Source organism: Streptomyces sp. NPDC097619 (assembly GCF_040302735.1).
In the GTDB taxonomy this organism is placed as follows: domain Bacteria; phylum Actinomycetota; class Actinomycetes; order Streptomycetales; family Streptomycetaceae; genus Streptomyces.
On the sequence record NZ_JBEOSD010000025.1, the window covers coordinates 23531 to 45999 of the forward strand.

Here is a 22469-nt window from a genome sequence, read left to right on the forward strand (position 1 = left end):
TGTCTGATTCACCGGAAACCTATCGGTCCGGTGCTCCGCACGAAGAATCGGGCCTCGACAGGGCATGGGAAGAGGCTCTGTGGGGTCCCTACAGAAAGAGGTAGGCAGGCGGCGGGCGGACAGGACATGATCGGAGTCCCCGGTCCGACCACAGGGAGACAATCCGTGCCTCATTCCATCGACGCGGCGTTCACGGCGCTGCCCCTGCGGGCGCTCGCCGACGCGGCGCTCGCCCGTGCCCGGGCGCTGGGCGCCGCCCACGCCGACTTCCGGCTGGAGCGGATCCGCAGCGCCTCGTGGCGGCTGCGCGACGCCCGGCCCTCCGGTTCCTCCGACACCACCGACCTGGGCTACGCGGTGCGCGTGGTGCACGGCGGGGCCTGGGGGTTCGCCTCGGGGGTGGACCTGACGATGGACGGCGCCGCCCGGGTCGCCTCGCAGGCGGTGGCGATGGCGCAGCTGTCGGCGAAGGTGATCGCGGCGGCCGGTTCGGCCGAACGGGTGGAGCTGGCCGAGGAGCCGGTGCACGCGGACCGCACCTGGGTGTCGGCGTACGAGGTGGACCCGTTCGCGGTGCCCGACGAGGAGAAGTCGGCGCTGCTGGCCGACTGGAGCTCCCGGCTGCTGGCGGCGGACGGGGTGGCGCACGTGGACGCCTCCCTGATGGCCGTGCACGAGAACAAGTTCTACGCGGACACCGCCGGGACGGTCACCACCCAGCAGCGGGTGCGGGTGCACCCGCAGCTGACGGCGGTGGCCGTGGACGGCAAGACCGGCGAGTTCGACTCCATGCGGACCATCGCGCCGCCCGCCGGTCGCGGCTGGGAGTACCTGACGGGCACGGGGTGGGACTGGGATTCCGAGCTGGAGGCGATCCCGGGGCTGCTCGCGGAGAAGATGCGGGCGCCCGGGGTGACGGCGGGCCGCTACGACCTGGTCATCGACCCGTCGAACCTGTGGCTGACCATCCACGAGTCCATCGGGCACGCCACCGAGCTGGACCGGGCGCTGGGCTACGAGGCCGCGTACGCGGGCACCTCCTTCGCCACCTTCGACCAGCTGGGGAAGTTGAAGTACGGCTCCCCGGTGATGAACGTGACGGGTGACCGCACGGCCGAGCACGGCCTGGCGACCGTCGGATACGACGACGAGGGCGTCGAGGCGCAGTCCTGGGACCTGGTCAAGGACGGCACGCTGGTCGGTTACCAGTTGGACCGGCGGATCGCGAAGCTGACGGGGCTGGGGCGTTCCAACGGCTGCGCGTACGCCGACTCCCCCGGGCACGTGCCGGTGCAGCGGATGGCGAACGTCTCCCTGCGGCCGGATCCGGGCGGGTTGTCCACGGAGGACCTGATCGGCGGGGTGGAGCGCGGGATCTACGTGGTCGGCGACCGTTCCTGGTCGATCGACATGCAGCGGTACAACTTCCAGTTCACCGGTCAGCGGTTCTTCCGGATCGAGAACGGTCGGCTGGCCGGGCAGCTGCGGGACGTGGCGTACCAGGCCAACACCACCGATTTCTGGGGCTCCATGGAGAAGGTGGGCGGTCCGCAGACGTACGTGCTGGGCGGTGCCTTCAACTGTGGCAAGGCCCAGCCCGGTCAGGTGGCGGCGGTCTCGCACGGTTGCCCCTCGGCCCTCTTCCGCGACGTGAACGTGCTGAACACCACCCAGGAGGCCGGCCGATGAGCCGCACCCGTCCCCACGAGATCGTCGAGCGGGCCCTGGAGCTGTCCACGGCGGACGGCTGCGTGGTGATCGCCGACGAGCAGTCCACCGCGAACCTGCGGTGGGCGGGCAACGCGCTGACCACCAACGGGGTCACCCGCGGTCGGACCCTCACGGTGATCGCGACCGTGGACGGCCGGGAGGGCACGGCCTCGGGGGTCGTCTCGCGCTCCGCCGTGACCGCGGCGGACCTGGAGCCGTTGGTGCGGGCCGCCGAGGCGGCCGCCCGGACGGCCGGGCCGGCGGAGGACGCCCTGCCGCTGGTGACCGCCGCGGCGGGCGGGCCGGCCTCGGCTCGGTTCACGGAGGCCCCGGACGAGACCTCGTCGGCGGTGTTCGAGCGATTCGCGCCGGCGTTGGGCGAGGCGTTCGCGCGGGCCCGGGAGGGCGGTCGGGAGCTGTACGGCTTCGCGAACCACGAGCTGACCAGTACCTACCTGGGCACCTCGACGGGGCTGCGGCTGCGGCACGACCAGCCGAACGGGACGCTGGAGCTGAACGCGAAGTCCCCGGACATGCAGCGGTCGGCGTGGGCCGGACGGGCCACCCGGGACTTCGCCGACGTGGATCCGGCGGCGTTGGACGCCGAGCTGGCGCAGCGGCTGGCCTGGGCGGAGCGGCGGATCGCGCTGCCCGCGGGCCGGTACGAGACGCTGCTGCCGCCGACGGCGGTGGCGGACATGATGATCTACCAGCTGTGGTCCTCGGCGGCCCGGGACGCGGCGGAGGGCCGGACGGTCTTCTCGAAGCCGGGTGGTGGGACGCGGGTCGGGGAGAAGCTGTCGGAGCTGGGGCTGACCCTGCGCAGCGATCCGTCGGAGCCGGGTCTGGAGTCGGCGCCGTTCGTGATCGCGCACAGCTCGGGGGACGACGCCTCGGTGTTCGACAACGGGCTGCCGGTGGGTCCGGTGGACTGGGTGCGGCAGGGTGAGCTGGCGCATCTGACGACGACCCGGCACAGCGCGGGGCTGACCGGGCTGCCGGTGGCGCCGGCGGCCGGGAACCTGATCCTGGACGGGGGCGGCGAGAAGTCCCTGGAGGAGATGGTCGCGGGGACGGAGCGGGGGCTGCTGCTGACCTGCCTGTGGTACATCCGCGAGGTGGACCCGGCCACGCTGCTGCTGACCGGTCTGACCCGGGACGGGGTCTACCTGGTGGAGAACGGGGAGGTCACCGGCGCGGTGAACAACTTCCGGTTCAACGAGTCGCCGGTGGACCTGCTGTCGCGGGCGAGCGAGGCGGGGCGGACGGAGAAGACCCTGCCGCGGGAGTGGAGCGACTGGTTCACGCGGGCGGCGATGCCCGCGCTGCGGATCCCGGACTTCAACATGAGTTCGGTCAGCCAGGGCGTCTGAACCCGTCCGACCCCGTCTGACCTCGCCCGATCCGTCGCCGCCCTGTCGGCGTCCTGCCGCCGTTCGGTCCCCGGTCCTGTCACCGGGGGGTCGGCGGCAGGACCTAGACTGGGGCGGCAATCCCCATATCCAGAGGAGTCGAGAGACCGTGACGGACATCGTCGACGAACTGAAGTGGCGCGGGCTGTTCGCCCAGTCCACCGACGAAGAGGCCCTGCGCAAGGCCTTCGCGGACGGTCCCGTGACGTTCTATTGCGGTTTCGACCCGACCGCGGCCTCCCTGCACGTCGGCCACCTGGTGCAGGTGCTGACCGTGCGGCGGCTCCAGCAGGCCGGGCACCGGCCGCTGGCGCTGGTGGGCGGGGCCACCGGCCAGATCGGTGACCCGCGGCCCACGGCCGAGCGCACCCTGAACGACCCGGAGACGGTCGCGAACTGGGTGGGGCGGCTGCGGACGCAGATCGAGCCGTTCCTGTCCTTCGAGGGCGAGAACGCCGCGGTCATGGTCAACAACCTGGACTGGACGGCGGGCCTGTCCGCCATCGAGTTCCTGCGGGACATCGGCAAGCACTTCCGCGTGAACAAGATGCTCACCAAGGACTCGGTGGCCAAGCGCCTGGAGTCCCAGGAGGGCATCAGCTACACCGAGTTCAGCTACCAGCTGCTCCAGGGCATGGACTTCCTGGAGCTGTACCGCCGGCACGGTTGCGTGCTCCAGCAGGGCGGGTCGGACCAGTGGGGCAACCTCACCGCCGGTCTCGACCTGATCCACCGCCTGGAGCCGGAGGCCGTGGTGCACGCCATGGCCACCCCGCTGATGGTGAAGGCGGACGGCACGAAGTTCGGCAAGAGCGAGAGCGGCGCGGTCTGGCTGGACCCGGAGATGACCACCCCGTACGCGTTCTACCAGTTCTGGCTGAACGTGGACGACCGGGACATCTCCACCTACATGCGGATCCTGTCCTTCCGTAGCCGGGAGGAGCTGGAGGAGCTGGAGGCGCAGACCGCCGAGCGTCCGCAGGCGCGGGCCGCGCAGCGGGCGCTGGCCGAGGAGCTGACCGCGCTGGTGCACGGCGCGGACCAGGCCGCGGCCGTCATCGCCGCCTCGAAGGCGCTGTTCGGGCAGGGCGAGCTGGCGGAGCTGGACGAGGCCACGCTGGCGGCGGCCCTGTCGGAGCTGCCGCACGCCGAGGTGGCGGAGCTCGCGCCGGTGGTGGACCTGCTCGCCGAGACCGGTCTGGTGGCGAGCAAGTCGGCGGGTCGGCGGACGGTGAAGGAGGGCGGGGCCTACGTGAACAACGTCAAGATCACCGCCGAGGACGCCGTGCCGGCCCGCGAGGAACTGCTGTACGGCCGCTGGCTGGTGCTGCGCCGGGGCAAGAAGAACCTGGCCGCGGTGGAGGTCACCGGCCTCTGAGCCGGTCGGCCCCGCGGGGCCTCGGGCCGGAGCGCGTACGGCGCGGGGGCCGGTACGGACGGGATGCGTCCGTACCGGCCCCCGCGCCGCCCCCGGGCCCCTCAGGCGGTTTTGCGATCGCCCTTCATCGCCATGTAGACCATGTCGCCGAGGCCGACGACGGCCACCGCACCGGCCAGCTGGAGCAGGTGCCGGATCCAGTCGATGCCCTTGGTGTCGTTGACGCCGATCCAGGTGGCGACGGCGTTGCCGAGGACCCCGCCGATGATGCCGAAGACCGTGGTCAGCCAGAGCGGCTGGTGTTGCTTGCCGGGCAGGATGGCCCGTGCGATCAGGCCCAGCACGAATCCGACGATGATCGCCCACAACCAACTCATGTCGCCTCCTCCTCGTGCGAAATGCACATGTGCGGACAGTTTCGACCTTTCGGGCGCATCGCGCATGTCGGGGCGGCCGCGGGGTCGGGGCCCGGACCGGGTGGGACACGAGGAGACGCGAGGGGCGTCCGGTGACGGACCGATGCCCGGCTTGCCGGTACCCCCTCTCCACGGTGCGGGGCGCTGCGGCTACCGTGGAAGCCGACCGGAGCGCTGGGCCTCCGGCGCGGGAATGCGGGTGGTGGCTACGTGAAGAGCAAGGCGAAGGGCGCCCAGGTCTTCCAGATCACCGGGGCGCGTACGGGCCTGGCGGAGGACGTGCGGGGGCGCCAGCGGCGTTACGTCATCTCGATGGTGATCCGGACCCTGTCGGTGATCGCGACCGTGGTGCTGTGGAACGTGGAGCGGCACGTGGCCGTCGTGACGCTGGTCGCGGGGGCCCTGCTGCCCTACGTGGCCGTGGTCATCGCCAACGCGGGGCGGGAATCCGCCCCGGTGGCGCCCTCCACCTTCATGGTCCGTCCGGCCCTGGGGCCCGGCGGCCCGGAGAACGGCTCCGACCAATCCTGAAGTTCGGGTGCACCGCACCCGGTCCTGCGTGACATACTTCCTACGCGCTCCGCATCCCCCGTCGGAGCGACAGACCGACGCCGGGCAGCTCCCCCCGTGGCTGCCCGGCGTCGTCGTGCCCGGGCCCGGAAAAGGCCCCCGGTCAGGACCTGGACGCGGAGGTCCCGGAAGCCCCGGGAGCCAGTGCCCTTCCGCCCGAGGCGCCCGCGAGTCGCTGTTCTAGGGTGGGGGCGTGATCTCCCTGAACCCTTCCGAGACAAGCGCGCCCATCTGCTCCGCCAAGGGCTGCCGCGCGGCCGCCGCGTGGGTGCTGGCCTGGAACAACCCGAAGCTGCACACGCCGGAGCGCCGCAAGACCTGGCTGGCCTGCGAGGAGCACCGCGAGAGCCTGTCGCAGTTCCTGGGTGTGCGGGGCTTCCTCAAGGACGTGGTGGCCTTCGAGGAGTGGGAGCAGCCGGAGGGTTCCGGTCCTGAGGGATCCGGGCCGGAGGCCCGCGCCTAGGTCGTCTCCTCCGGATCCTGCCCGGCCCGCGTCCGGAACCGGGACTCGCGTCCGGGCCCGGAAACCGGGCCCGGACGGTCCGCCGCGGGCCCCGGCACCGCCGGGGCCCCGGTGTCAGCCGCCGATCGCGGACATCGGGCGGTCGGGCTGGAGGAAGGACGGGTCGTCGAGTCCGGAGCCGGCCTTCTTGCCCCACATCGCGCCCTTCCAGAGCGAGGCGATCTCCGCGTCGGGGGCACCGGAGCGCAGGGCGGTGCGCAGGTCGGTCTCCTCGGTGGCGAAGAGGCAGGTGCGGACCTGGCCGTCGGCGGTGAGGCGGGTGCGGTCGCAGGCCCGGCAGAAGGGGCGGGTGACGGAGGCGATGACGCCGACGGTGGCGGGGCCGCCGTCGACGGTCCAGCGTTCGGCGGGGGCGGAGCCGCGGGCCCCGGCGCCCTCTTCGGTGAGCTCGAAGCGGGTGCGGAGGGAGGCGAGGATGTCGCCGGCGGTGATCATGCCCTCGCGCTTCCAGCCGTGCTGGGCGTCGAGGGGCATCTGCTCGATGAAGCGGAGTTCGTAGGCGTTCTCGACGGCCCAGGCCAGGAGGTCGGGGGCCTCGTCCTCGTTGAGTCCGGGCATGAGGACGGCGTTGACCTTGACGGGGGTGAGTCCGGCCTCGCGGGCGGCGGCCATGCCCTCGATGACGTCGTGGTGGCGGTCCCGGCGGGTGAGGGTCTTGAAGACCTCGGGGCGCAGGGTGTCGAGGGAGACGTTGACCCGGTCGAGTCCGGCGGCCTTGAGGGCGGCGGCGGTGCGCTTGAGGCCGATGCCGTTGGTGGTGAGGGACATCTTGGGGCGGGGGGCGAGGGCGGCGCAGCGCTCGACGATGCCCACCAGTCCGGGGCGGAGCAGGGGCTCGCCGCCGGTGAAGCGGACCTCTTCGATGCCGAGGTGGGTGACGGCGATGTCGATGAGGCGGACGATCTCGTCGTCGGTGAGGAGGTCCGTCTTGGCGAGCCACTGGAGGCCCTCTTCGGGCATGCAGTAGGTGCAGCGCAGGTTGCACCGGTCGGTGAGCGAGACTCGCAGGTCAGTGGCTTTCCGGCCGTATGTGTCGATGAGCACTGGGGCCCCCTCCCTTGTCCGGTTCCGCAGAGGTCTCCACGCATTTCGAGCCTACGCGACGGCCGTGGCGCGGGGTGCTGCCCGAAAGAACGAGACACGGCGTGGCCGCGTCGTAGGGATGTACGACGCGGCCACGCTCGGTGTTCGGAGGATGTCAGTGGGCACCCGTACCGGTCAACGAACGGACTTCGAGCTCGGCGTACTTTCCGAGGTCGGGGGCCTCCTTGGAGAGGACGGTGCCCAGCCAGCCGAGGAGGAAGCCGAGGGGGATGGAGATGATCCCGGGGTTCTCCAGGGGGAACCAGTAGAAGTCGGCGTTCTTGAACATCGAGGTGGGCTTGCCGGACACCACGGGTGAGAACAGCACCAGGACGACCGACGAGATCAGGCCACCGTAGATGGACCAGAGGGCGCCGCGGGTGGTGAAGCGCTTCCAGAAGAGGCTGTAGAGGATGGTGGGGAGGTTGGCCGAGGCGGCGACGGCGAAGGCGAGGGCGACGAGCCCGGCCACGTTGAGGTCGCGGGCCAGGGCGCCGAGGCCGATGGCGACGGCGCCGATGACGACGGTGGACCAGCGGGCGGCGCGGATCTCCTCGCGTTCGGTGGCCTCGCCCTTGCGGATGACGTTGACGTAGATGTCGTGGGCGAAGGACGAGGAGGAGGCGAGGGTCAGTCCGGCGACCACGGCGAGGATGGTGGCGAAGGCGACGGCGGAGATCACGGCGAGGAGCACGGCCCCGCCGGTGGAGCCGGTGCCGCCGCCGACGGCCTCGGCGAGCATGGGGGCCGCGGTGTTGCCCGCCTTGTTGGAGGCGATGATGTCCGACCGGTCCAGGAGGGCGGCGGCGCCGAAGCCGAGGGCGATGGTCATCAGGTAGAAGGCGCCGATGATGCCGATGGCCCAGTTGACGGACTTCCGGGCGGCCTTGGCGGTGGGGACCGTGTAGAAGCGGATGAGGATGTGGGGCAGTCCGGCGGTGCCGAGGACCAGGGCGAGGCCCAGCGAGATGAAGTCGATCTTCGAGGTGGCGGTGGCCCCGTACTTCAGGCCGGGCTCCAGGAAGGCGGCGCCCTGGCCGCTGTTCTCGGCGGCGCGGCCGAGGAGTTCGGAGACGCTGAAGTCGAACTTGAGCAGGACCAGGAAGGTGATGAGGAGGGCGCCCGCGATGAGGAGGACGGCCTTGACCATCTGGACCCAGGTGGTGCCCTTCATGCCGCCGATGGTGACGTAGACGATCATCAGCAGGCCGACCAGGGCCACGATGGCGACCTTGCCGCCGTCGCTGGTGATGCCGAGGAGCAGGGAGACCAGGACGCCCGCGCCGGCCATCTGGGCGAGCAGGTAGAAGATGGAGACCACGATGGTGGAGGTGCCGGCGGCGGTGCGGACGGGGCGCTGGCGCATCCGGTAGGCGAGGACGTCGCCCATGGTGTAGCGGCCGGAGTTGCGGAGCGGTTCGGCGACGAGGAGCAGGGCGACGAGCCAGGCCACCAGGAAGCCGATGGAGTAGAGGAAGCCGTCGTAGCCGAAGAGGGCGATGGCTCCGGCGATGCCGAGGAAGGACGCGGCGGACATGTAGTCGCCGGAGATGGCCAGGCCGTTCTGGAAGCCGGTGAACTGGCGGCCGCCGGCGTAGAAGTCGGAGGCGCCGCGGGTCTGGCGGCCGGCCCAGACGGTGATGATCAGGGTGGCCACGACGAAGAGCCCGAAGAGGGTGATGATCAGCGGGCGGTGCTCGGAGGCCGAGCCGACGGCGAGCGGGGTGGCCGGGAGCAGCTGGGCGGGGGTCATGCGCCGTCCTCCGTGCGGGACATGCGGGCCTTGATGGCCTCGGCCTTGGGGTCGAGTTCGGCTGCGGCGTGGCGGGCGTACCACCAGGCGATGAGGAAGGTGGTGGCGAACTGGGCGAGTCCGAGGGCGAGGGCCACGTTGACGTTGCCGAAGAGTTTGGTGCCCATGAAGTCGCCCGCGTAGTTCGAGAGCAGGACGTAGAGCAGGTACCAGGCGATGAAGGCCACGGTGAGGGGGAAGGCGAAGGAGCGGTAGGAGCGGCGGAGCTCGGCGAACTCGGGGCTCTGCTGGACCTCGGCGTATTCCTCCGTGGTGGGGCCGGCGGGGTGGGTGTCCCCGCTGCCCGGGGGCGGTGGCGCTTCGGTGGTCACGGGCTCTCCTGGGTGCTCGGTCGCGGCCTGGGCGGTCGCGGGTGCGGGGACGGGGACGGCGGACATATCGGCCTCCAGGGGACGTGTGGTGCTGTTCCCCTGCTGTCAACGGCACGGACCGCGGTCGGCGGAGGTTCAACACCCGTTTTTTCTTTCGGAATTCATTGCTTCGGCGGGAAGATCGGCGCTAGCTTCACTCGTCATGTCCCGTCCAACGCGACCGCGTCAGGACGGCCTTTTCGCTGATGATGTGGAGAACCCATGGCTCATCTCGGGTCCCGTCGCCGCCGCGCGCTCGCCGTGCCGGTCGGCCTGGCGCTCACGGCCTCGCTCGGTTTCCTGCCCTCGGTGACGGCCACGGCCGCCCCGCTGGACTCGGTGACCGCCCCGGCCGCCGGCACCACCGGCCCGAAGCTGTCGTACGTGGTGAACCTCGGCGCGTACGGCCAGGTGAAGCAGGTGAAGAAGGCCATCGAGCGGGCCGGTGGCACGGTGGTGATCGCGTACGACAAGATCGGCGTCATCGTCGTCCACTCGCAGAACCCGGAGTTCGCGAAGACGATCCGCGCGGCGAAGGGCGTGGCCTCGGCCGGCGCCACCCGGACGGCCCCGCTGCAGACGGTGCAGACCCACGAGGAGGGCACCACCCAGCGCCTCAGCGCCGCGGACGCCGCGGCGGCGGCGGCCAAGGCCGCCCCGGGTGAGGAGCCGCTGGAGCCGAACCAGTGGGACATTCGGACGATCAAGGCCGACCAGGCGCACAAGATCAACGATGGCAGCCGCAGGGTCACCGTCGGCGTGATCGACACGGGTGTGGACGACACGCACCCCGATTTGGCGCCGAACTTCTCCCGTGAGCAGTCCGCCAACTGCGTGGGCGGTGTCGCGGACACCTCCGAGGGCGCCTGGCGGCCCTACGCCGACGGCAGCGACCACGGCACGCACGTGGCGGGCACCATAGCCGCCCCGCGCAACGGGATCGGCGTCACCGGCGTCGCCCCGGGCGTGAAGATCTCCGCGATCAAGGTGAGCGAGCCGGCGACCAGCCTGTTCTTCACCGAGGCGGTCGTCTGCGGCTTCATGTTCGCCGCCGACAAGGGGATCGAGGTGACGAACAACAGCTACTACGTCGACCCCTGGTACTTCAACTGCAAGACCGACGACGACCAGAAGGCCCTCGTGGAGGCCCTGGCGCGGGCCACGAAGTACGCCGAGCGCAAGGGCGTGCTGAACGTCGCGGCGGCCGGCAACTCGAACATGGACTTCGCGGCGGCGAGCATCACCGACGTCACCAGCCCGAACGACACGGTGCCGGTGGAGCGGACCATCGACCCGAAGGTCTGCCTGGACCTGCCGACCCAGCTCCCGGGCGTGGTCACGGTGACCTCCACGGGTGCCGAGGGCCTGCGCTCGTACTTCTCGAACTACGGCCTGGGCGTCGCGGACGTGGCGGCCCCCGGCGGCGACAAGTACCAGGTCCCGGCGACGGCCGACGCCAACGGCCGGATCCTGTCCACCGTCCCGGGCGGCTACGGCTACAAGCAGGGCACCTCGATGGCCGCCCCGCACGTGGCCGGTGTGGCGGCGCTGCTGAAGAGCGCCCACCCGTACGCCACCCCGGCGCAGCTCCAGCGGATGCTGAAGGCGCAGGCGGACCGGACGGCCTGCCCGGACAAGATCTACGACGCCACCGGCGCCCTGGTCGACGCCACCACCTGCAAGGCCAAGTGGGGCCAGACCGGCTACTACGGCTCCGGTGTGGTGAACGCGCTGCGCGCCGTGAAGTAGGCGGTGGGCGCGGGGGCCGTCCGGGCGTGATCACGCCGGGACGGCCCCCGCGGCCGTTTCCGGGCCCGGGGGCTCCCGGCCGTACCGGGAGGGGGCGGCCGGGGGCGCCGGGTGTCAGGGGGTGATGAGGACCTTCAGGGCGGAGCGGTCGTCCATGGCCCGGTAGCCCTCGGGGACCTCGTCGAGGGTGACGGTCCGGTCGAAGACCGGGGACGGGTCGATGGTGCCGTCGAGGACGTCCCGGAGCAGCTCGGGGAGGTAGGCGCGGACCGGGGCGACCCCGCCGCGCAGGGTGAGGTTGCGGTCGAACATGAGGCCGAGGTCGAGTCCGGTGCCGCTGCCGTGCGGGACGCCCACGTAGCCGATGGCCCCGCCGTCGCGGGTGATGCCGACGGCGGTGCGCATGGACTGTTCGGTGCCCACGGCCTCGATGACGGCGTGCGCCCCGGCGCCGCCGGTGAGCTCGCGGACGGCGGCCACGGCGGCCTCGCCGCGCTCGGCGACCACGTCGGTGGCGCCGAAGGAGCGGGCGATGTCGGTGCGGACGGTGTGCCGGCCCAGGGCGATGATGCGCTCGGCGCCGAGGCGGCGGGCGGCGAGCACCCCGCACAGGCCGACGGCCCCGTCGCCGACGACGGCGACGGTGGCGCCCGGGCGGACCCCGGCGCCGAGGGCCGCGTGGTGGCCGGTGCCCATGACGTCGGAGAGGGCCAGCAGGGCGGTCAGCAGCCGGTCGTCGGAGGCGGCGTCGGCCGGCAGGGCCACCAGGGTGCCGTCGGCGTGCGGGACGCGCACGGCCTCGCCCTGCCCGCCGTCGTGGCCGACCGAGCCCCAGAAGCCGCCGTGCACGCAGGAGGTGTACAGGCCCTCGGCGCAGTAGTCGCAGGTGCCGTCGGACCACATGAAGGGGGCGACGACCAGGTCGCCGCGGCGGAAGCCGGAGACCTCGGAGCCGGTCTCCTCGACGATGCCGAGGAACTCGTGGCCGATCCGCTGGCCGGGCTGCCGCTGGGCCTCGCCGCGGTAGGCCCACAGGTCGCTGCCGCAGATGCAGGCCCGGACCACCCGGACCACCGCGTCCCCGGGCCGCTGGATCCGGGCGTCGGGCACCTCCTCCACGCGGATGTCGTGCGGGGCGTGGATGACGGTGGCGCGCATGCGGGGATCCTCGGGTTCGTACGGCCCGGGCGGCCTGGTGGGCTCGTCCGGCTCGGACAGGGCGGCCGATGGTTTCCGGCCACGATCGTCCTACCGTACGCCCGCCCGTCCGGAGTCGCGTCGCGGGGCCGCCGCGAGGACGCCCTGGGCCAGCAGGTACTGGGCGGCCAGGTAGGTGAGCATGATCCAGAAGTCGGGGCGGGGCGGCTGGGGCCAGGCGGCCACGCCGGTGGCGATCAGGGTGTCGGAGAGCAGGAACAGCGCCCCGCCGAGCCCGGCGGTCCGGCCGAGGGCGCCGGAGCGCCAGGCCATGGTGGTGAGCAGCAGGCTGTACCCGGCCACGGGGACGCGCAGGTCGGCGGGCAGGTCGCTCCAGAGCAGGGCGACCGTGCCCGTGAGGGCGACGGCGTACCCGGCGCCGAGCAGCGGCGAGGCGCGGCGGCGGCCGAAGAGGACCAGGTAGCAGACGTGTCCGGCGGCGAAGGAGCCCATGCCGAGGAGGAAGGCGAGGTCGGCGTCGAAGAGGAGGGCCACGTCCCCGCCCCAGCCGAAGAGCAGGGCGGCCGTGAGGAGGCCGGGGCCCCGCCGGGTGAGGACGTACCCGGCGAGGAGGGGCATCAGGAGCGGTTTGAAGAGCGGGTGGCCCGCGTCCCAGCCGATGAGGAGGGAGAGCAGGTCGCCCGCGGCGGCCACGGCGAAGGCGGTGAGCAGCAGCCGGCCGAGGCGGGTGCGGCGGGCGGAGGCGGTGGGGTCGGCGGTCAGCGCCCAGGAGGGGGTGCGGGGGGTGCCGTCGGTGAGGGAGCCGGTCACGCGGCACGCTCCCCGGCGGTGGCGGGGGTGGTCGCCGCGTCGGGCGGGGGCGCGAGGTCGGCGGCCCCGGGGGCGGGGGCCGGGTGCGGGGTCGGGCTCCAGCCGGGGCCGCGGAAGAGGCGGCCGCCGCGTTCCCTCCAGCTGCGGGCGGCGCGCAGGTCGCGGGCGATGGAGACGTACTCGTGGGTGGCCACCCGGAGCGGGTTGTGGGTGCCGATGTTCTTGGTCAGCCCGTACACGGGGCGGTCGGTCTCGGGCACGAAGGAGCCGAAGACGCGGTCCCAGACGATGAGGATGCCGCCGAAGTTGCGGTCGAGGTAGCCGCCCTGGGAGGCGTGGTGGACCCGGTGGTGGGAGGGGGTGTTGAAGAGGAACTCCACGGGCCGGGGGAGCTTGCCGATGCGCTCGGTGTGGATCCAGAACTGGTAGAGCAGGTTGACCGAGTAGCAGAAGGCCACGGCCGCCGGGTGGACGCCGAGGGCGATCATCGGCAGGTAGAAGGGCCAGGAGGTGACGCTGGTCCAGGGCTGCCGCAGGGCCGTGGTGAGGTTGAACCGGCGGCTGGAGTGGTGGACCACGTGACAGGCCCACAGGATGCGGATCACGTGGTGGCCGCGGTGCTGCCAGTAGTAGAGGAAGTCCTGGACGAAGAGCATCAGCAGGACGGTCCACCAGTGCACGGGGACGCGCAGCGGGGTGAGTTCGTAGACCGCGGTGTAGAGGGCGACGACCGGGATCTTCCACAGGGCGTCGAAGGCGAGGCTGCCCAGTCCCATGCTGAGGCTGGTGACGGAGTCCTTCGTCTCGTACCCCTCGGCGTCCTCGTCGGGATGGAGCCGGTAGCTGATCAGCTCCACCACCGTGAGCAGCACGAAGGCAGGTATGGACCACAGCACGACATCGGGCAGCTTGGACATGACAAGGACCATAGAGGCGGGTTCCGGGGCTCCGCCAGAGGTTGTTACCAATCAGTATTCATTCGGGTTACCTCCGGTACCACCTCGGCGGGTACGCGCGCCCCGGCGCACCTCCGGAAGGGCCGGTAGCCGCCTGTACGGCCGGGCCGGCGCTGCCGATACTGGCCCGCCCGGTGCCGGTCCGCGCCGGGCGGACGGGGGAGGGCGGGCGCATGACCGGATTCGAGACGGTGCTCCTCAAAGGCGGCGGGAGCGGCGGCCGGGGCCCTGGTCCGCGCCGCCCTCGACCGCTCCCCCGGGGCCGGACTGGCCCGCGAGCCGATCGCCCCGGCCCCCCGGTGGCGCCGCCCCGCCACCTTGGGCCCCGACGAACTGGAGCGGCTGACCGGGCAGTTGGCGCGTCGGCTGCGCGGTCCGGTGGAATCCCTGCCCGAGGGCGAACGGACCGCGGTGGCCCTCGGGGTCCGTGACGCCTTCGCCGCCCTGGGCGAGCTCGGCCCCGCGGAGCTCTTCGCCCTCGACGGCGAGGATCCCGCCGACCCGGGGGCCGCCGCCGCCCTCGCCCGCTACGAACGCGCCCTGCTGTGCGCCCTCAACCGGCACCGCCGCATGCAGCTGCCCCGGGCCCGCAAGGAGCTGTACGACGCCGCCCTCGACCTGCTGCTCGTCCGCCGGGACACCGAGCGGGAGATCACCGGCGTCGAGGGGGTGGAACTCACCCGCGACGAACAGACCCTGCTGCTGCAGCGGTTCGCGTACCGGCTCATCCGCAACGACCGGCGACAGAGCTCCCGCGAACTGGCCGTCGGCCTGATCGACGGCCGGCTGGCCGCGATGCCGCAGGCCCGCGAACAGGGCACCACCGAGCAGGTGTTCACCCACCTGCTGATCCGCAGCGGAGTGCTGCGCGAACCCGTCCCCGGCGAGGTGGACTTCGTGCACGCCACCTTCCTCGACCACCTCGGCGCCAAGGAGGCTGTGGAATCGCGCGACTTCGGGGTGCTCGCCCGCAACGCCTACGACGACCGGTGGGACGACGTGGTGCGGATGGCCGTCGGCCACGCCCGCAGCGACGAACGCGCCCGGCTCCTGCGGGACCTGCTGCGGCAGGCCGAACGCTCCCCCGCCCACCACGGCCGGCTGGTCCTCCTCGCCGCCGCCTGCCTGGAGCACGCCCCGGAACTGGACCCGGCGGTCCGCGCCGAGATCGAACGGCGCACCGCCGCCCTGCTGCCCCCGCGCGGCGAAGAGGCCGCCGCCGAACTGGCCCGGGTCGGCGAACTCGTCCTAAAACTCCTGCCCGGACCCGGCGGCCTCACCGAACCGGAGGCCGCGGCCACCGTCCGCACCGCCGCCCTGGTCGGCGGGGAACGCGCCCTGGAGGTCCTGGCTGCCTTCCGCGACGACCGGCGCACCGGCGTTCTCCTCGAACTCTCGCGGAGCTGGGCACAGTTCGAGCCGACCCGCTACGCCGAAGCGGTCCTGGACGGCCTCTCCCCGGAACTCACCGCGCACACCGGCCTCACCGCCCTCTACCTCCTCGGCAACTCCGACCTCCGCGACCTCACCCCGCTGCGGGCACTGCCCCCGACTCGACCGGCTCGGCGTCAACGGCAGTCCCGCCGCCGCCCTCGACGGACTGCGCGGCCTGCCCCTGCACACCCTGACCCTCTACCGCTTCCCGCCGGGCACCGCCCCGGACGTCCTCGCCTCCTTCCCCCACCTGCGCCACTTCGGCCTCGACTTCGACCCCGGGCTCCGCTCCGCCGGCGAACTGCCCGCCGGACCGGAACTGACCGGACTCGGCCTCTACCCCGGCGCCCACGGGCTCTCCCTGGACGGGCTGGAGCGCTGGCCCGGCCTGCGCTGGCTGACCGTCTCCGGCGAGGACCAGGCCGTACAACTGGAACGCCTCACCCCGCTGCCCGCCCTGGACTTCCTCCAGCTCACCGGGCTCGGCGCGCTGGACCCGGCCGCCCTGCTGCGGCACCGCGGGCTGACCGCGCTCTCGGTGTCCTCCTCCCGGCTGGCCGGCGAACTGGAACCGCTGCGTGCCCTGCCCCGGCTCACCTCCCTGGGCCTGTACGACTGCCGGGGCGTGCTGGACCTGCGGCCGCTGGCCGCCCTGGAGGGCCTGCACCTTACCGTGACCGGCGGGGCCGAGGTGCTGGGGGCCGGGCTGTTCCCGCCGGAGCGGCTCAGGGTGGCCTGAGCCGCTCCGCGGGACGCGGCGGCCGGCGCGCTCACCAGACGCGCACCGACCCGCCGCGGGCGAAGGCCGGGCTGGACGCCTCGGCCGGGACCTCCGTGAGCGGTACGGCGATCTCGGCCGGCGTCGGCCCGTGCTCCGCCGCCAGGGGGGCGAGGAATCCGAGGTCGAAGCCGTACACGCGGGCCGCGTTGCCGCCCACCATCGCGGCCACCTCCTCCCGGGGCAGCCCCGCGTAGGCGATCCGCAGGCCCTCCCGGGAGAAGGGGGCGGTGCCCTCGTCGTGCGGGAAGTCGCTGCCCCACATGATCTTGTCGAGGCCGATCCGGTCCCGCAGCGGCACCTCGTGCGGGCGCATGAAGCTGGCCCCGACGAAACAGTTGTCCCGCCAGACCTCGCTGGGGCCCTTGCCCATGCTCTCGGCCAGCCCCGCGCCGAACTTCTTCTCGGCGGTCCGCGCCCGGCCCGCCGCCGCGACCAGCCGGCCGTGGTAGTAGTCCAGCATCTCCAGCACCCCCGGGATCCAGCCCGAACCCTGCTCGGTCAGGACCAGCTTGAGGCCGGGGTGGCGGCGGAAGGCCCCGCCGAAGGTGAGGTGCCACAGGGCCCGGTGCGAGAACCAGGTGGTCTCCACCATGAACACCGCCCGGGCCGCCGCCTCCTCCCCCAGCGGCGGGGAGGCCGAACCCCCGTGGTGGTTGACCGGCACCCCCAGCTCCTCGCAGACCGCCCAGATCGGGTCGTACACCTGCGAGTACAGCTCCGGCAGTCCGCAGCCGGGCGGCGTGCCGGGCAGCAGGATCCCGCCGGTCAGCCCCGCGTCGACGGAGCGCCTGATCTCGCGGACCGCCTCGTCCACGTCGTTGAGGAGGATCTGCGCCACCCCGGCCCGACGGCCCGGGGCCTCGGCGCAGAAGTCGGCCAGCCAGCGGTTGTGGGCGCGCAGGCCCGCCCAGCGCCGCTCGTACTCGGCGCGGTCGGGGGTCGGCGCCATCAGGGCGGCGCTGGGGAAGAAGGGCGGGATGGTGTTGGGGAAGACGACCTCGGCGACGATGCCGTCGGCCTCCAGTTCGGCGAGGCGCCGCGCGGAGTTCCAGTTGAGGTCGGCGCTGTCGGCGAGGAGGTCCTCGTACGGGTTGACGTAGGAGGCGGCCCAGGCGTCGAACTCCTCGTGGTGCTCCTTCTCCAGGTAGGGGCGGTAGTCGAGGAGGTCGGCGCCGGCGTGGCAGTCGGCGGAGATGACGGTGTAGCGGTCCTCGCGCGCGGGGGCGGGGTCCGGGTGGGGGCCCGCGGCGGTGTCCCGCGGGGCGGCGCCGCGGCCGGGGGCGGTCATGCGCCGGTCCCCAGCACGGGGAAGTCCCCGCCGGTCAGCCAGTGCCGGCCGGTCTCGCGGGAGCGGGCCCAGGAGGCGACGACGGCCGCCTGGTCGGCGGGCTGGCCGAGTTCGGCCGGGGTGGGGCCGATCCGGCGCGCCAGCGGGGCCAGGCGCTCGGTGTCGAAGCCGAAGACCTCGGCGGCGGCCAGGCCCAGCATCCGGCGGGTCTCGTCCACCGGGATGTCGTGGAAGGTCCGCCGCAGCCAGTCGCGGGTGGCGGGCCAGGTGCCCTCGGGGTGCGGGAAGTCCGAGCCCCACAGGATGTTGTCCACGCCGATCTCGTACCGCTGGGCCAGCTCGCGGCGCTTGGTGTTGGTGGCGCAGACGAAGACCTGCCGGTCCACGTAGGCGCTGGGCGCGCGCCGCAGCTCCGCGAACGGCGACAGCTTCTTGCCGCCGTGCGCGCCGAGGTAGAGGCGGTCCATGAACCACAGCAGGTTCGGCAGCCACCAGCAGCCCGACTCGGCCACGCCGAAGCGCAGCCCGGGGTGCCGTTCGAAGACCCCGGACCAGAGCAGGAACCACAGCGGGCGGGCGGGCCACCAGGTCACCTCGGACACGTAGATGCCGAGGTGGTCGCCGTACTCCTGGCGGGGCGCGGCCCCCGAGTGGGTGAGCACGGGCATGCCGGTCTCGGCGGCGGCGGCCCACACCGGGTCGTAGCGGCGGTCGTGGTAGGCGGGGGCGTCGACCCACATGGAGGGGATCATGAGGGCGCCGAGGCCGGAGGCGCGGGCGCGGTGGATCTCGGCGACCACCTCGGCGGGGTCGGCGGTGACGGGGAGGAGGGCCACCCCGCAGTGGCGTTCGGGGTTCTCGGAGACGAACTCGGCGAGCCAGCGGTTGTGGGCGCGGGCGCCGGCCATGCCGAGCTCGGGGTCCTGGTCTCCGGAGAGGCCGAGGCCCACGCCGAAGGGGGCGGCGGTCCCGCTGTCCACGGCGTCGGCGTCGGGGAAGACCACTTCGGCGGCGACCCCGTCGCCGTCGAGTTCCTTCAGGCGCTGTGCCGGGTCCCAGCCGCCGCGGAGGCCCTCCTCGTTGTCGTGGAACCACTTCTCGGCGAAGGCCTCGTTGCGGATGCCGAGGCGGGTGGCCTCCTCGCGGCGGGCGTCGCGCTGCCCGAGGAACTCGTCGAACTGCCGGTGGTAGCGGGAGTCGAGGTAGGGCCGGTAGCGCTCGGTGGGGAGTCCGGCGTGGCAGTCGGAGGAGATGATCAGGTAGGGGTCCTGGTGGGAGGTGTCACCCTGCGGTGCGGTGTTTGACGTTGCACTGTCGTCGGTCACATTGCACCCCTCAGTCGAGGATGAAGCGTTCCAGGTAGGTGGGGTCGGCACGGTCGAGCATGGAGCGGGACCGGGCGAGGATCTGGCGGTCGCTGTGCTCGCTCGGGGGAAGCATCCAGAAGCGGTCGGCGCGGATCCCGTCGACCACGTGCCCGGCGACCTCCTCCACCGGCGTGAACCGCACCTCCTGCCCGGCCTCCCGCATCGCGGTCTCGTACTGGTCGAGGGTGCGGTACGGCGTGCGGCGCGGGCGTTCCTTGGCATAGCGCTCGGGCCGGTTGCGGTGCGACTCCCACAGTCCGGTGCGCAGCATGTGCGGTCCGGGGAAGAGCACGGAGGCACCGACGGCCGCCCCCTCGGCGCGCAGGTGGGCGTAGAGGGATTCGGTCATCGTGACCACGGCGGCCTTGGTGACGGCGTAGACGGAGGCAGTCGGCAGCGGGGCGATGCCGCCGTCGCCGGAGGAGGTGTTGACCACGTGCCCGGGGGCGCCGGCCGCGAGCATGCGGGGGACGAACGCCTGGATGCCGTGGAAGACTCCCCAGACGTTGACGGAGAAGGCCCATTTCCAGTCGTTGGGTTCGTGTTCCCACATGCGGCCCTCGGCCCCGGAGCCCACGCCCGCGTTGTTGCAGAGCACGTGGACGGCGCCGAAGGTCGCGTAGGCGGCGTCGGCGAGGGCGAGGACGGAGTCCCGGTCGGAGACGTCGGTGACCCGGGCGAGGACCTCGGCCCCGTCGGCGGTGAGCTCGTCGACGGCCTTGGCCAGGGCGGCCTCCTCCACGTCGGCGAGGACCACCTTCAGCCCTTCGGCGGCGAACCGGCGGGCCAGGGCGAGGCCGACCCCGCTCGCGGCCCCGGTGACCACGGCGGTCTGTCCCGCTTCCAGCCGCATCTCAGACGCTCCCCTCGGGCGGGCCGTCGAGGACCTGCCGCGGGTCGTCGTAGCGCTGGTGGACGTAGGGCAACAGGGCGTCGGCGCTGACCCTCTCGACCACCCGGCCCTGCTGGTCGGTGGTCTTCTCCCCGATGGTGATCCCGACGAGGCGGCGGACGGTGAGGTCGGCCACCGGGTCGTACATGGACTCGCGGAGCACCACGTCACCGGTGACGTTCTCCAGTTTCCTGATCCGCTCGTTGCGGACGCAGTGCACCAGCACCGGTTCGGACTCCAGGCCGGATCCGTCCACGGCGGGCAGGAACTTGAAGTAGAAGTCCGTCTTGGGCTCCGGTTCGGGGAGCGGGAGGGCGCGGTCCACGGCCCCGCGGACCTCGACGAAGGCGATGCCGTGCCGGGCCAGCGCGGCCCGGACCACGAGCCCGTCCCGCTCCACGGTGACCTCGCCGAGCTTCTTGGGCTCGCCGAAGACCTCCCGGCCGCCGGTCAGGGCCCGTTCGTGGGTCATCGGCATGACGAGCGGGTACCAGCCGGTGACCGAGCCGTGCCGGGCGGCCACCGCGACCGAGCCGGCGCCGAGCGGGTATCCGGGCAGGTCCACGGTGCTGATGGCGGCCCGGACCAGGGGCTCCTCGGCCGGTTTCAGGGGCGGCGGCAGCACGGCCGCCACCACGTCCGGGTCGGTCTCCCAGACCGCCACCACGCCGGTGGACCAGATGTCGGGGATCTTCGCGTTCTTCTCGCGCGCCGCCGCGATCTCGGCCTCGGTGCGCGCTCCGTACCGTACGCGTGCCATGGGTGTACCACCCTTCGCTGGGTTCGTTCCCGGGTGCCTGTAACACAGTTACACCGCCCCCGATGAAGGGTAAAGACCGCTGCACGCACACGCCATGACGGAACATCAGATCACTGGGGGCGGTATGGCCCGCGAGACGCTGACCCGCGCGGAGGTCCTGGCGGCGGCCGCCGCCCTGGTCCGCGGGCACGGCCCGGCGGCGCTGACCATGCGCCGGCTCGCCGCCGAGCTGGACACCGCCGTCACCTCGATCTACTGGCACGTCGGCAACCGCGAGTCCCTGCTGGACGCCCTCGTGGAGCGGACCGTGGCCGAGATGGGCGCCATCCGGCCGGCGGGACGCACCCCGGCCGAGCGGATCGTCTCGGTGGGCCGGATCCTCCGCCGCGAGCTGCGCGAACGCCCGCACCTGATCGCGATGGTCCACGAACGGGGCCTGACCGAGCTGATGTTCCTGCCGGCCCAGCAGGCCCTGGCGCACGAGGTGCACGCCGCGGGCCTGACCGGGGCGCGGGCCGCGGACGCGGTACGGGCCGTGCAGTTCCAGGTGGTCGGCTTCGTGCTGGTCGAGCGGAACCGCGAGCGCTCCCCCGCCCAGTCCCCCGCCGAGGCCGAGCTGTGGGACCCGGCCGTCGGCCCCGGCGACCCGGCCCTGGCCCGCGCCCTGGCCCGCCCGGTCGCCCCCGAACGCCTCTTCCTCCTCTCCCTCCGCGCCCTGGTCCGCTCCCTCCTCACCCCACCCCCGACGTGACGGGGGTCACGGGCGCCGGGTGCGGGGCCGAGCGTCGACGGTGCGCCGCTCCGGTGACCGAAGGAACCGGAGGTGTCGGGAGGGGCCGAAGGGGTGGAAGGGGCCACGGCGGTGTGACGCACGCCTCGCGGCGGCGGGTGCGGGGTGGCCGAACCCCGCCGGGGGCGCGGGGTGATGGGGCGGGAGCGTGCCCCGCGTGTCGGCGGGGGCCCGTATCCTCTGTGACCATGCTCGACGACCGTACGACCGCAGAGACGACCTGGCCCGCCGCCTACCCGCAGGGGTACGCGGTGGTCGACGTGGAGACCACCGGGCTCGCTCGCGACGACCGGATAGTCTCCGCGGCCGTCTACCGGCTCGACGCCCGGGGCAACGTGGAAGACCACTGGTACACGCTGGTCAACCCGGAGCGCGATCCCGGACCGGTCTGGATCCACGGGCTGACCAGCGCGGTCCTGGCGGACGCCCCGCTCTTCAAAGAGGTCGCGGGCGAGTTCGCGGAGCGGCTGGAGGGGCGGGTGCTCGTCGCGCACAACGCCATGTTCGACTGGCAGATGATCGCCCGGGAGTACGCGCGGGCCGCCGAGACCGTGCCGGTCCGGCAGCGGCTGTGCACCATCGCCCTGTCGAAGGAGCTGGCGCTGCCGCTGCCCAACCACAAACTGGAGTCGCTGGCCGCGCACTTCGGCGTGGTCCAGCAGCGCGCCCACCACGCCCTGGACGACGCCCGGGTGCTGGCGGAGGCCTTCCGGCCCTCGCTGCACGCGGCCGCCCGCGACGGGGTGCGGCTGCCGCTGCTGGAGTGCCGGCCGCTCACGGAGTGGTCGGACGCCCCGGCCGCGCCGCGCGTCGGGTACCAGGGCGGGCCGGGCTCCTTCCGGGGCGGCGGCTGGCGGCCCTCGCGGAAGCGGCCCCCGTGCCCGTACCCCAACCCGGGCCGGTACGCCGACGGGGCCCCGCTGCGCCAGGGCATGCGGATCGCCTTCTCGGGTGACACCTCGGTGGACCGTGAGCTGCTGGAGGACCGGGCCGTGGAGGCCGGGCTGCACGTGGCGACGAGCGTGTCCCGGCTCACCAGTCTGCTGGTCACCAACGACCCGGATTCGGCCACGTCGAAGACGGTCAAGGCGAAGGCGTTCGGGACCCCGGTGGTGGACGAGGCCGCCTTCACCCACCTGCTCCGGGACGTGGCTCCGGCAGACGGGTGAGCCTGGCGCGACGCGCCGCCCGCCGTCCGCCCGCCGGCAGCCGGCGGTCCCACCCTGTGG

At 72.9% G+C, this 22469-nt stretch carries 21 protein-coding genes and 1 pseudogene; 10 read left to right on the top strand and 12 right to left on the bottom strand.

Going from position 1 to position 22469, the window contains the following annotated elements:
- Positions 1 to 126: 126 nt before the first annotated feature.
- The 3 genes from ABTZ17_RS09955 (at position 127) to tyrS (ending at position 4500) form a co-directional block, all read left to right on the top strand.
- Entirely contained in the window at positions 127 to 1689 is a 1563-nt protein-coding gene (locus ABTZ17_RS09955; RefSeq protein WP_502994633.1) for a TldD/PmbA family protein, read from the top strand.
- Positions 1686 to 3083, top strand: a complete 1398-nt coding sequence (locus ABTZ17_RS09960) for a metallopeptidase TldD-related protein (protein ID WP_352195053.1) — start codon at positions 1686 to 1688, stop codon at positions 3081 to 3083. The genes ABTZ17_RS09955 and ABTZ17_RS09960 overlap by 4 nt, the downstream gene beginning before the upstream one ends.
- Before the next feature lie 148 nt (positions 3084 to 3231).
- Positions 3232 to 4500, top strand: a complete 1269-nt coding sequence (tyrS, locus tag ABTZ17_RS09965; protein WP_352195054.1) for a tyrosine--tRNA ligase — start codon at positions 3232 to 3234, stop codon at positions 4498 to 4500.
- Positions 4501 to 4601: 101 nt separating this feature from the next.
- On the opposite strand, the gene ABTZ17_RS09970 is transcribed toward tyrS, so the two are convergent.
- On the bottom strand, positions 4602 to 4877 hold the full coding sequence (locus ABTZ17_RS09970) for a GlsB/YeaQ/YmgE family stress response membrane protein (RefSeq protein WP_352195055.1): 276 nt from the start codon (positions 4875 to 4877) through the stop codon (positions 4602 to 4604).
- Positions 4878 to 5126: 249 nt separating this feature from the next.
- Here ABTZ17_RS09970 and ABTZ17_RS09975 point away from each other — a divergent pair, with 249 nt between their 5' ends.
- Positions 5127 to 5447, top strand: a complete 321-nt coding sequence (locus tag ABTZ17_RS09975; RefSeq protein WP_352195056.1) for a DUF3099 domain-containing protein — start codon at positions 5127 to 5129, stop codon at positions 5445 to 5447.
- A gap of 232 nt (positions 5448 to 5679) precedes the next feature.
- The gene (locus tag ABTZ17_RS09980; RefSeq protein WP_352195057.1) at positions 5680 to 5949 is read left to right on the top strand and encodes a hypothetical protein; all 270 of its coding nucleotides are present in this window, start codon (positions 5680 to 5682) and stop codon (positions 5947 to 5949) included.
- A 114-nt stretch (positions 5950 to 6063) separates the two neighbouring features.
- Here ABTZ17_RS09980 and moaA read toward each other — a convergent pair whose 3' ends face one another.
- The 3 genes from moaA to ABTZ17_RS09995 all read right to left on the bottom strand — a co-directional run bounded on the left by moaA (position 6064) and on the right by ABTZ17_RS09995 (position 9216).
- On the bottom strand, positions 6064 to 7053 hold the full coding sequence (moaA, locus tag ABTZ17_RS09985) for a GTP 3',8-cyclase MoaA (protein ID WP_352195058.1): 990 nt from the start codon (positions 7051 to 7053) through the stop codon (positions 6064 to 6066).
- 154 nt (positions 7054 to 7207) lie between these two features.
- Complete coding sequence (locus tag ABTZ17_RS09990) at positions 7208 to 8845, bottom strand: monocarboxylic acid transporter (RefSeq protein ID WP_352195059.1); 1638 nt, start codon at positions 8843 to 8845, stop codon at positions 7208 to 7210.
- Complete coding sequence (locus ABTZ17_RS09995) at positions 8842 to 9216, bottom strand: DUF485 domain-containing protein (RefSeq protein ID WP_352195060.1); 375 nt, start codon at positions 9214 to 9216, stop codon at positions 8842 to 8844. The genes ABTZ17_RS09990 and ABTZ17_RS09995 overlap by 4 nt, the downstream gene beginning before the upstream one ends.
- Positions 9217 to 9477: 261 nt before the next feature.
- On the opposite strand from ABTZ17_RS09995, the gene ABTZ17_RS10000 reads away from it, so the two are divergent.
- Positions 9478 to 11004: a S8 family serine peptidase gene (locus ABTZ17_RS10000; protein ID WP_352195061.1), complete on the top strand. Its 1527-nt coding sequence runs from the start codon at positions 9478 to 9480 to the stop codon at positions 11002 to 11004.
- A 114-nt stretch (positions 11005 to 11118) separates the two neighbouring features.
- Here the strand turns inward: ABTZ17_RS10000 and ABTZ17_RS10005 are convergent, their stop codons facing one another.
- The 3 genes from ABTZ17_RS10005 to ABTZ17_RS10015 form a co-directional block, all read right to left on the bottom strand.
- Positions 11119 to 12162: a zinc-dependent alcohol dehydrogenase family protein gene (locus tag ABTZ17_RS10005; RefSeq protein ID WP_352195062.1), complete on the bottom strand. Its 1044-nt coding sequence runs from the start codon at positions 12160 to 12162 to the stop codon at positions 11119 to 11121.
- Positions 12163 to 12252: 90 nt separating this feature from the next.
- A complete protein-coding gene (locus tag ABTZ17_RS10010) occupies positions 12253 to 12924 on the bottom strand; it encodes a lysoplasmalogenase (protein WP_352195096.1) in 672 nt (223 codons plus the stop codon).
- Positions 12925 to 12968: 44 nt separating this feature from the next.
- Complete coding sequence (locus tag ABTZ17_RS10015) at positions 12969 to 13889, bottom strand: sterol desaturase family protein (RefSeq protein WP_352195063.1); 921 nt, start codon at positions 13887 to 13889, stop codon at positions 12969 to 12971.
- 267 nt (positions 13890 to 14156) lie between these two features.
- Here ABTZ17_RS10015 and ABTZ17_RS36865 point away from each other — a divergent pair.
- Positions 14157 to 14489: pseudogene (locus ABTZ17_RS36865) on the top strand (NACHT N-terminal Helical domain 1-containing protein); the annotation flags it as partial.
- Between the two features lie 687 nt (positions 14490 to 15176).
- Here ABTZ17_RS36865 and ABTZ17_RS10025 read toward each other — a convergent pair.
- Positions 15177 to 15404: a hypothetical protein gene (locus ABTZ17_RS10025; RefSeq protein WP_352195065.1), complete on the bottom strand. Its 228-nt coding sequence runs from the start codon at positions 15402 to 15404 to the stop codon at positions 15177 to 15179.
- A 496-nt stretch (positions 15405 to 15900) separates the two neighbouring features.
- On the opposite strand from ABTZ17_RS10025, the gene ABTZ17_RS10030 reads away from it, so the two are divergent.
- Complete coding sequence (locus tag ABTZ17_RS10030) at positions 15901 to 16101, top strand: hypothetical protein (protein ID WP_352195066.1); 201 nt, start codon at positions 15901 to 15903, stop codon at positions 16099 to 16101.
- 31 nt (positions 16102 to 16132) lie between these two features.
- On the opposite strand, the gene ABTZ17_RS10035 is transcribed toward ABTZ17_RS10030, so the two are convergent.
- Genes ABTZ17_RS10035 through ABTZ17_RS10050 form a run of 4 tightly spaced genes read right to left on the bottom strand, consistent with a single transcriptional unit; the run spans position 16133 to position 20450 of the window.
- A complete protein-coding gene (locus tag ABTZ17_RS10035) occupies positions 16133 to 17431 on the bottom strand; it encodes an amidohydrolase family protein (protein ID WP_352195067.1) in 1299 nt (432 codons plus the stop codon).
- Positions 17428 to 18756: an amidohydrolase family protein gene (locus tag ABTZ17_RS10040; RefSeq protein ID WP_352195068.1), complete on the bottom strand. Its 1329-nt coding sequence runs from the start codon at positions 18754 to 18756 to the stop codon at positions 17428 to 17430. Before ABTZ17_RS10040 ends, ABTZ17_RS10035 begins: the two co-directional genes overlap by 4 nt.
- 10 nt (positions 18757 to 18766) lie before the next feature.
- Positions 18767 to 19651, bottom strand: coding sequence for an SDR family NAD(P)-dependent oxidoreductase (locus ABTZ17_RS10045; protein ID WP_352195069.1), 885 nt, complete (start codon positions 19649 to 19651; stop codon positions 18767 to 18769).
- 1 nt (position 19652) lies between these two features.
- Positions 19653 to 20450, bottom strand: a complete 798-nt coding sequence (locus tag ABTZ17_RS10050; RefSeq protein WP_352195070.1) for an acetoacetate decarboxylase family protein — start codon at positions 20448 to 20450, stop codon at positions 19653 to 19655.
- A 124-nt stretch (positions 20451 to 20574) separates the two neighbouring features.
- Here ABTZ17_RS10050 and ABTZ17_RS10055 point away from each other — a divergent pair, with 124 nt between their 5' ends.
- Positions 20575 to 21201, top strand: a complete 627-nt coding sequence (locus tag ABTZ17_RS10055; RefSeq protein WP_352195097.1) for a TetR/AcrR family transcriptional regulator — start codon at positions 20575 to 20577, stop codon at positions 21199 to 21201.
- A 221-nt stretch (positions 21202 to 21422) separates the two neighbouring features.
- A complete protein-coding gene (locus ABTZ17_RS10060; RefSeq protein ID WP_352195071.1) occupies positions 21423 to 22409 on the top strand; it encodes a DEDDh family exonuclease in 987 nt (328 codons plus the stop codon).
- Positions 22410 to 22469 lie beyond the last annotated feature (60 nt).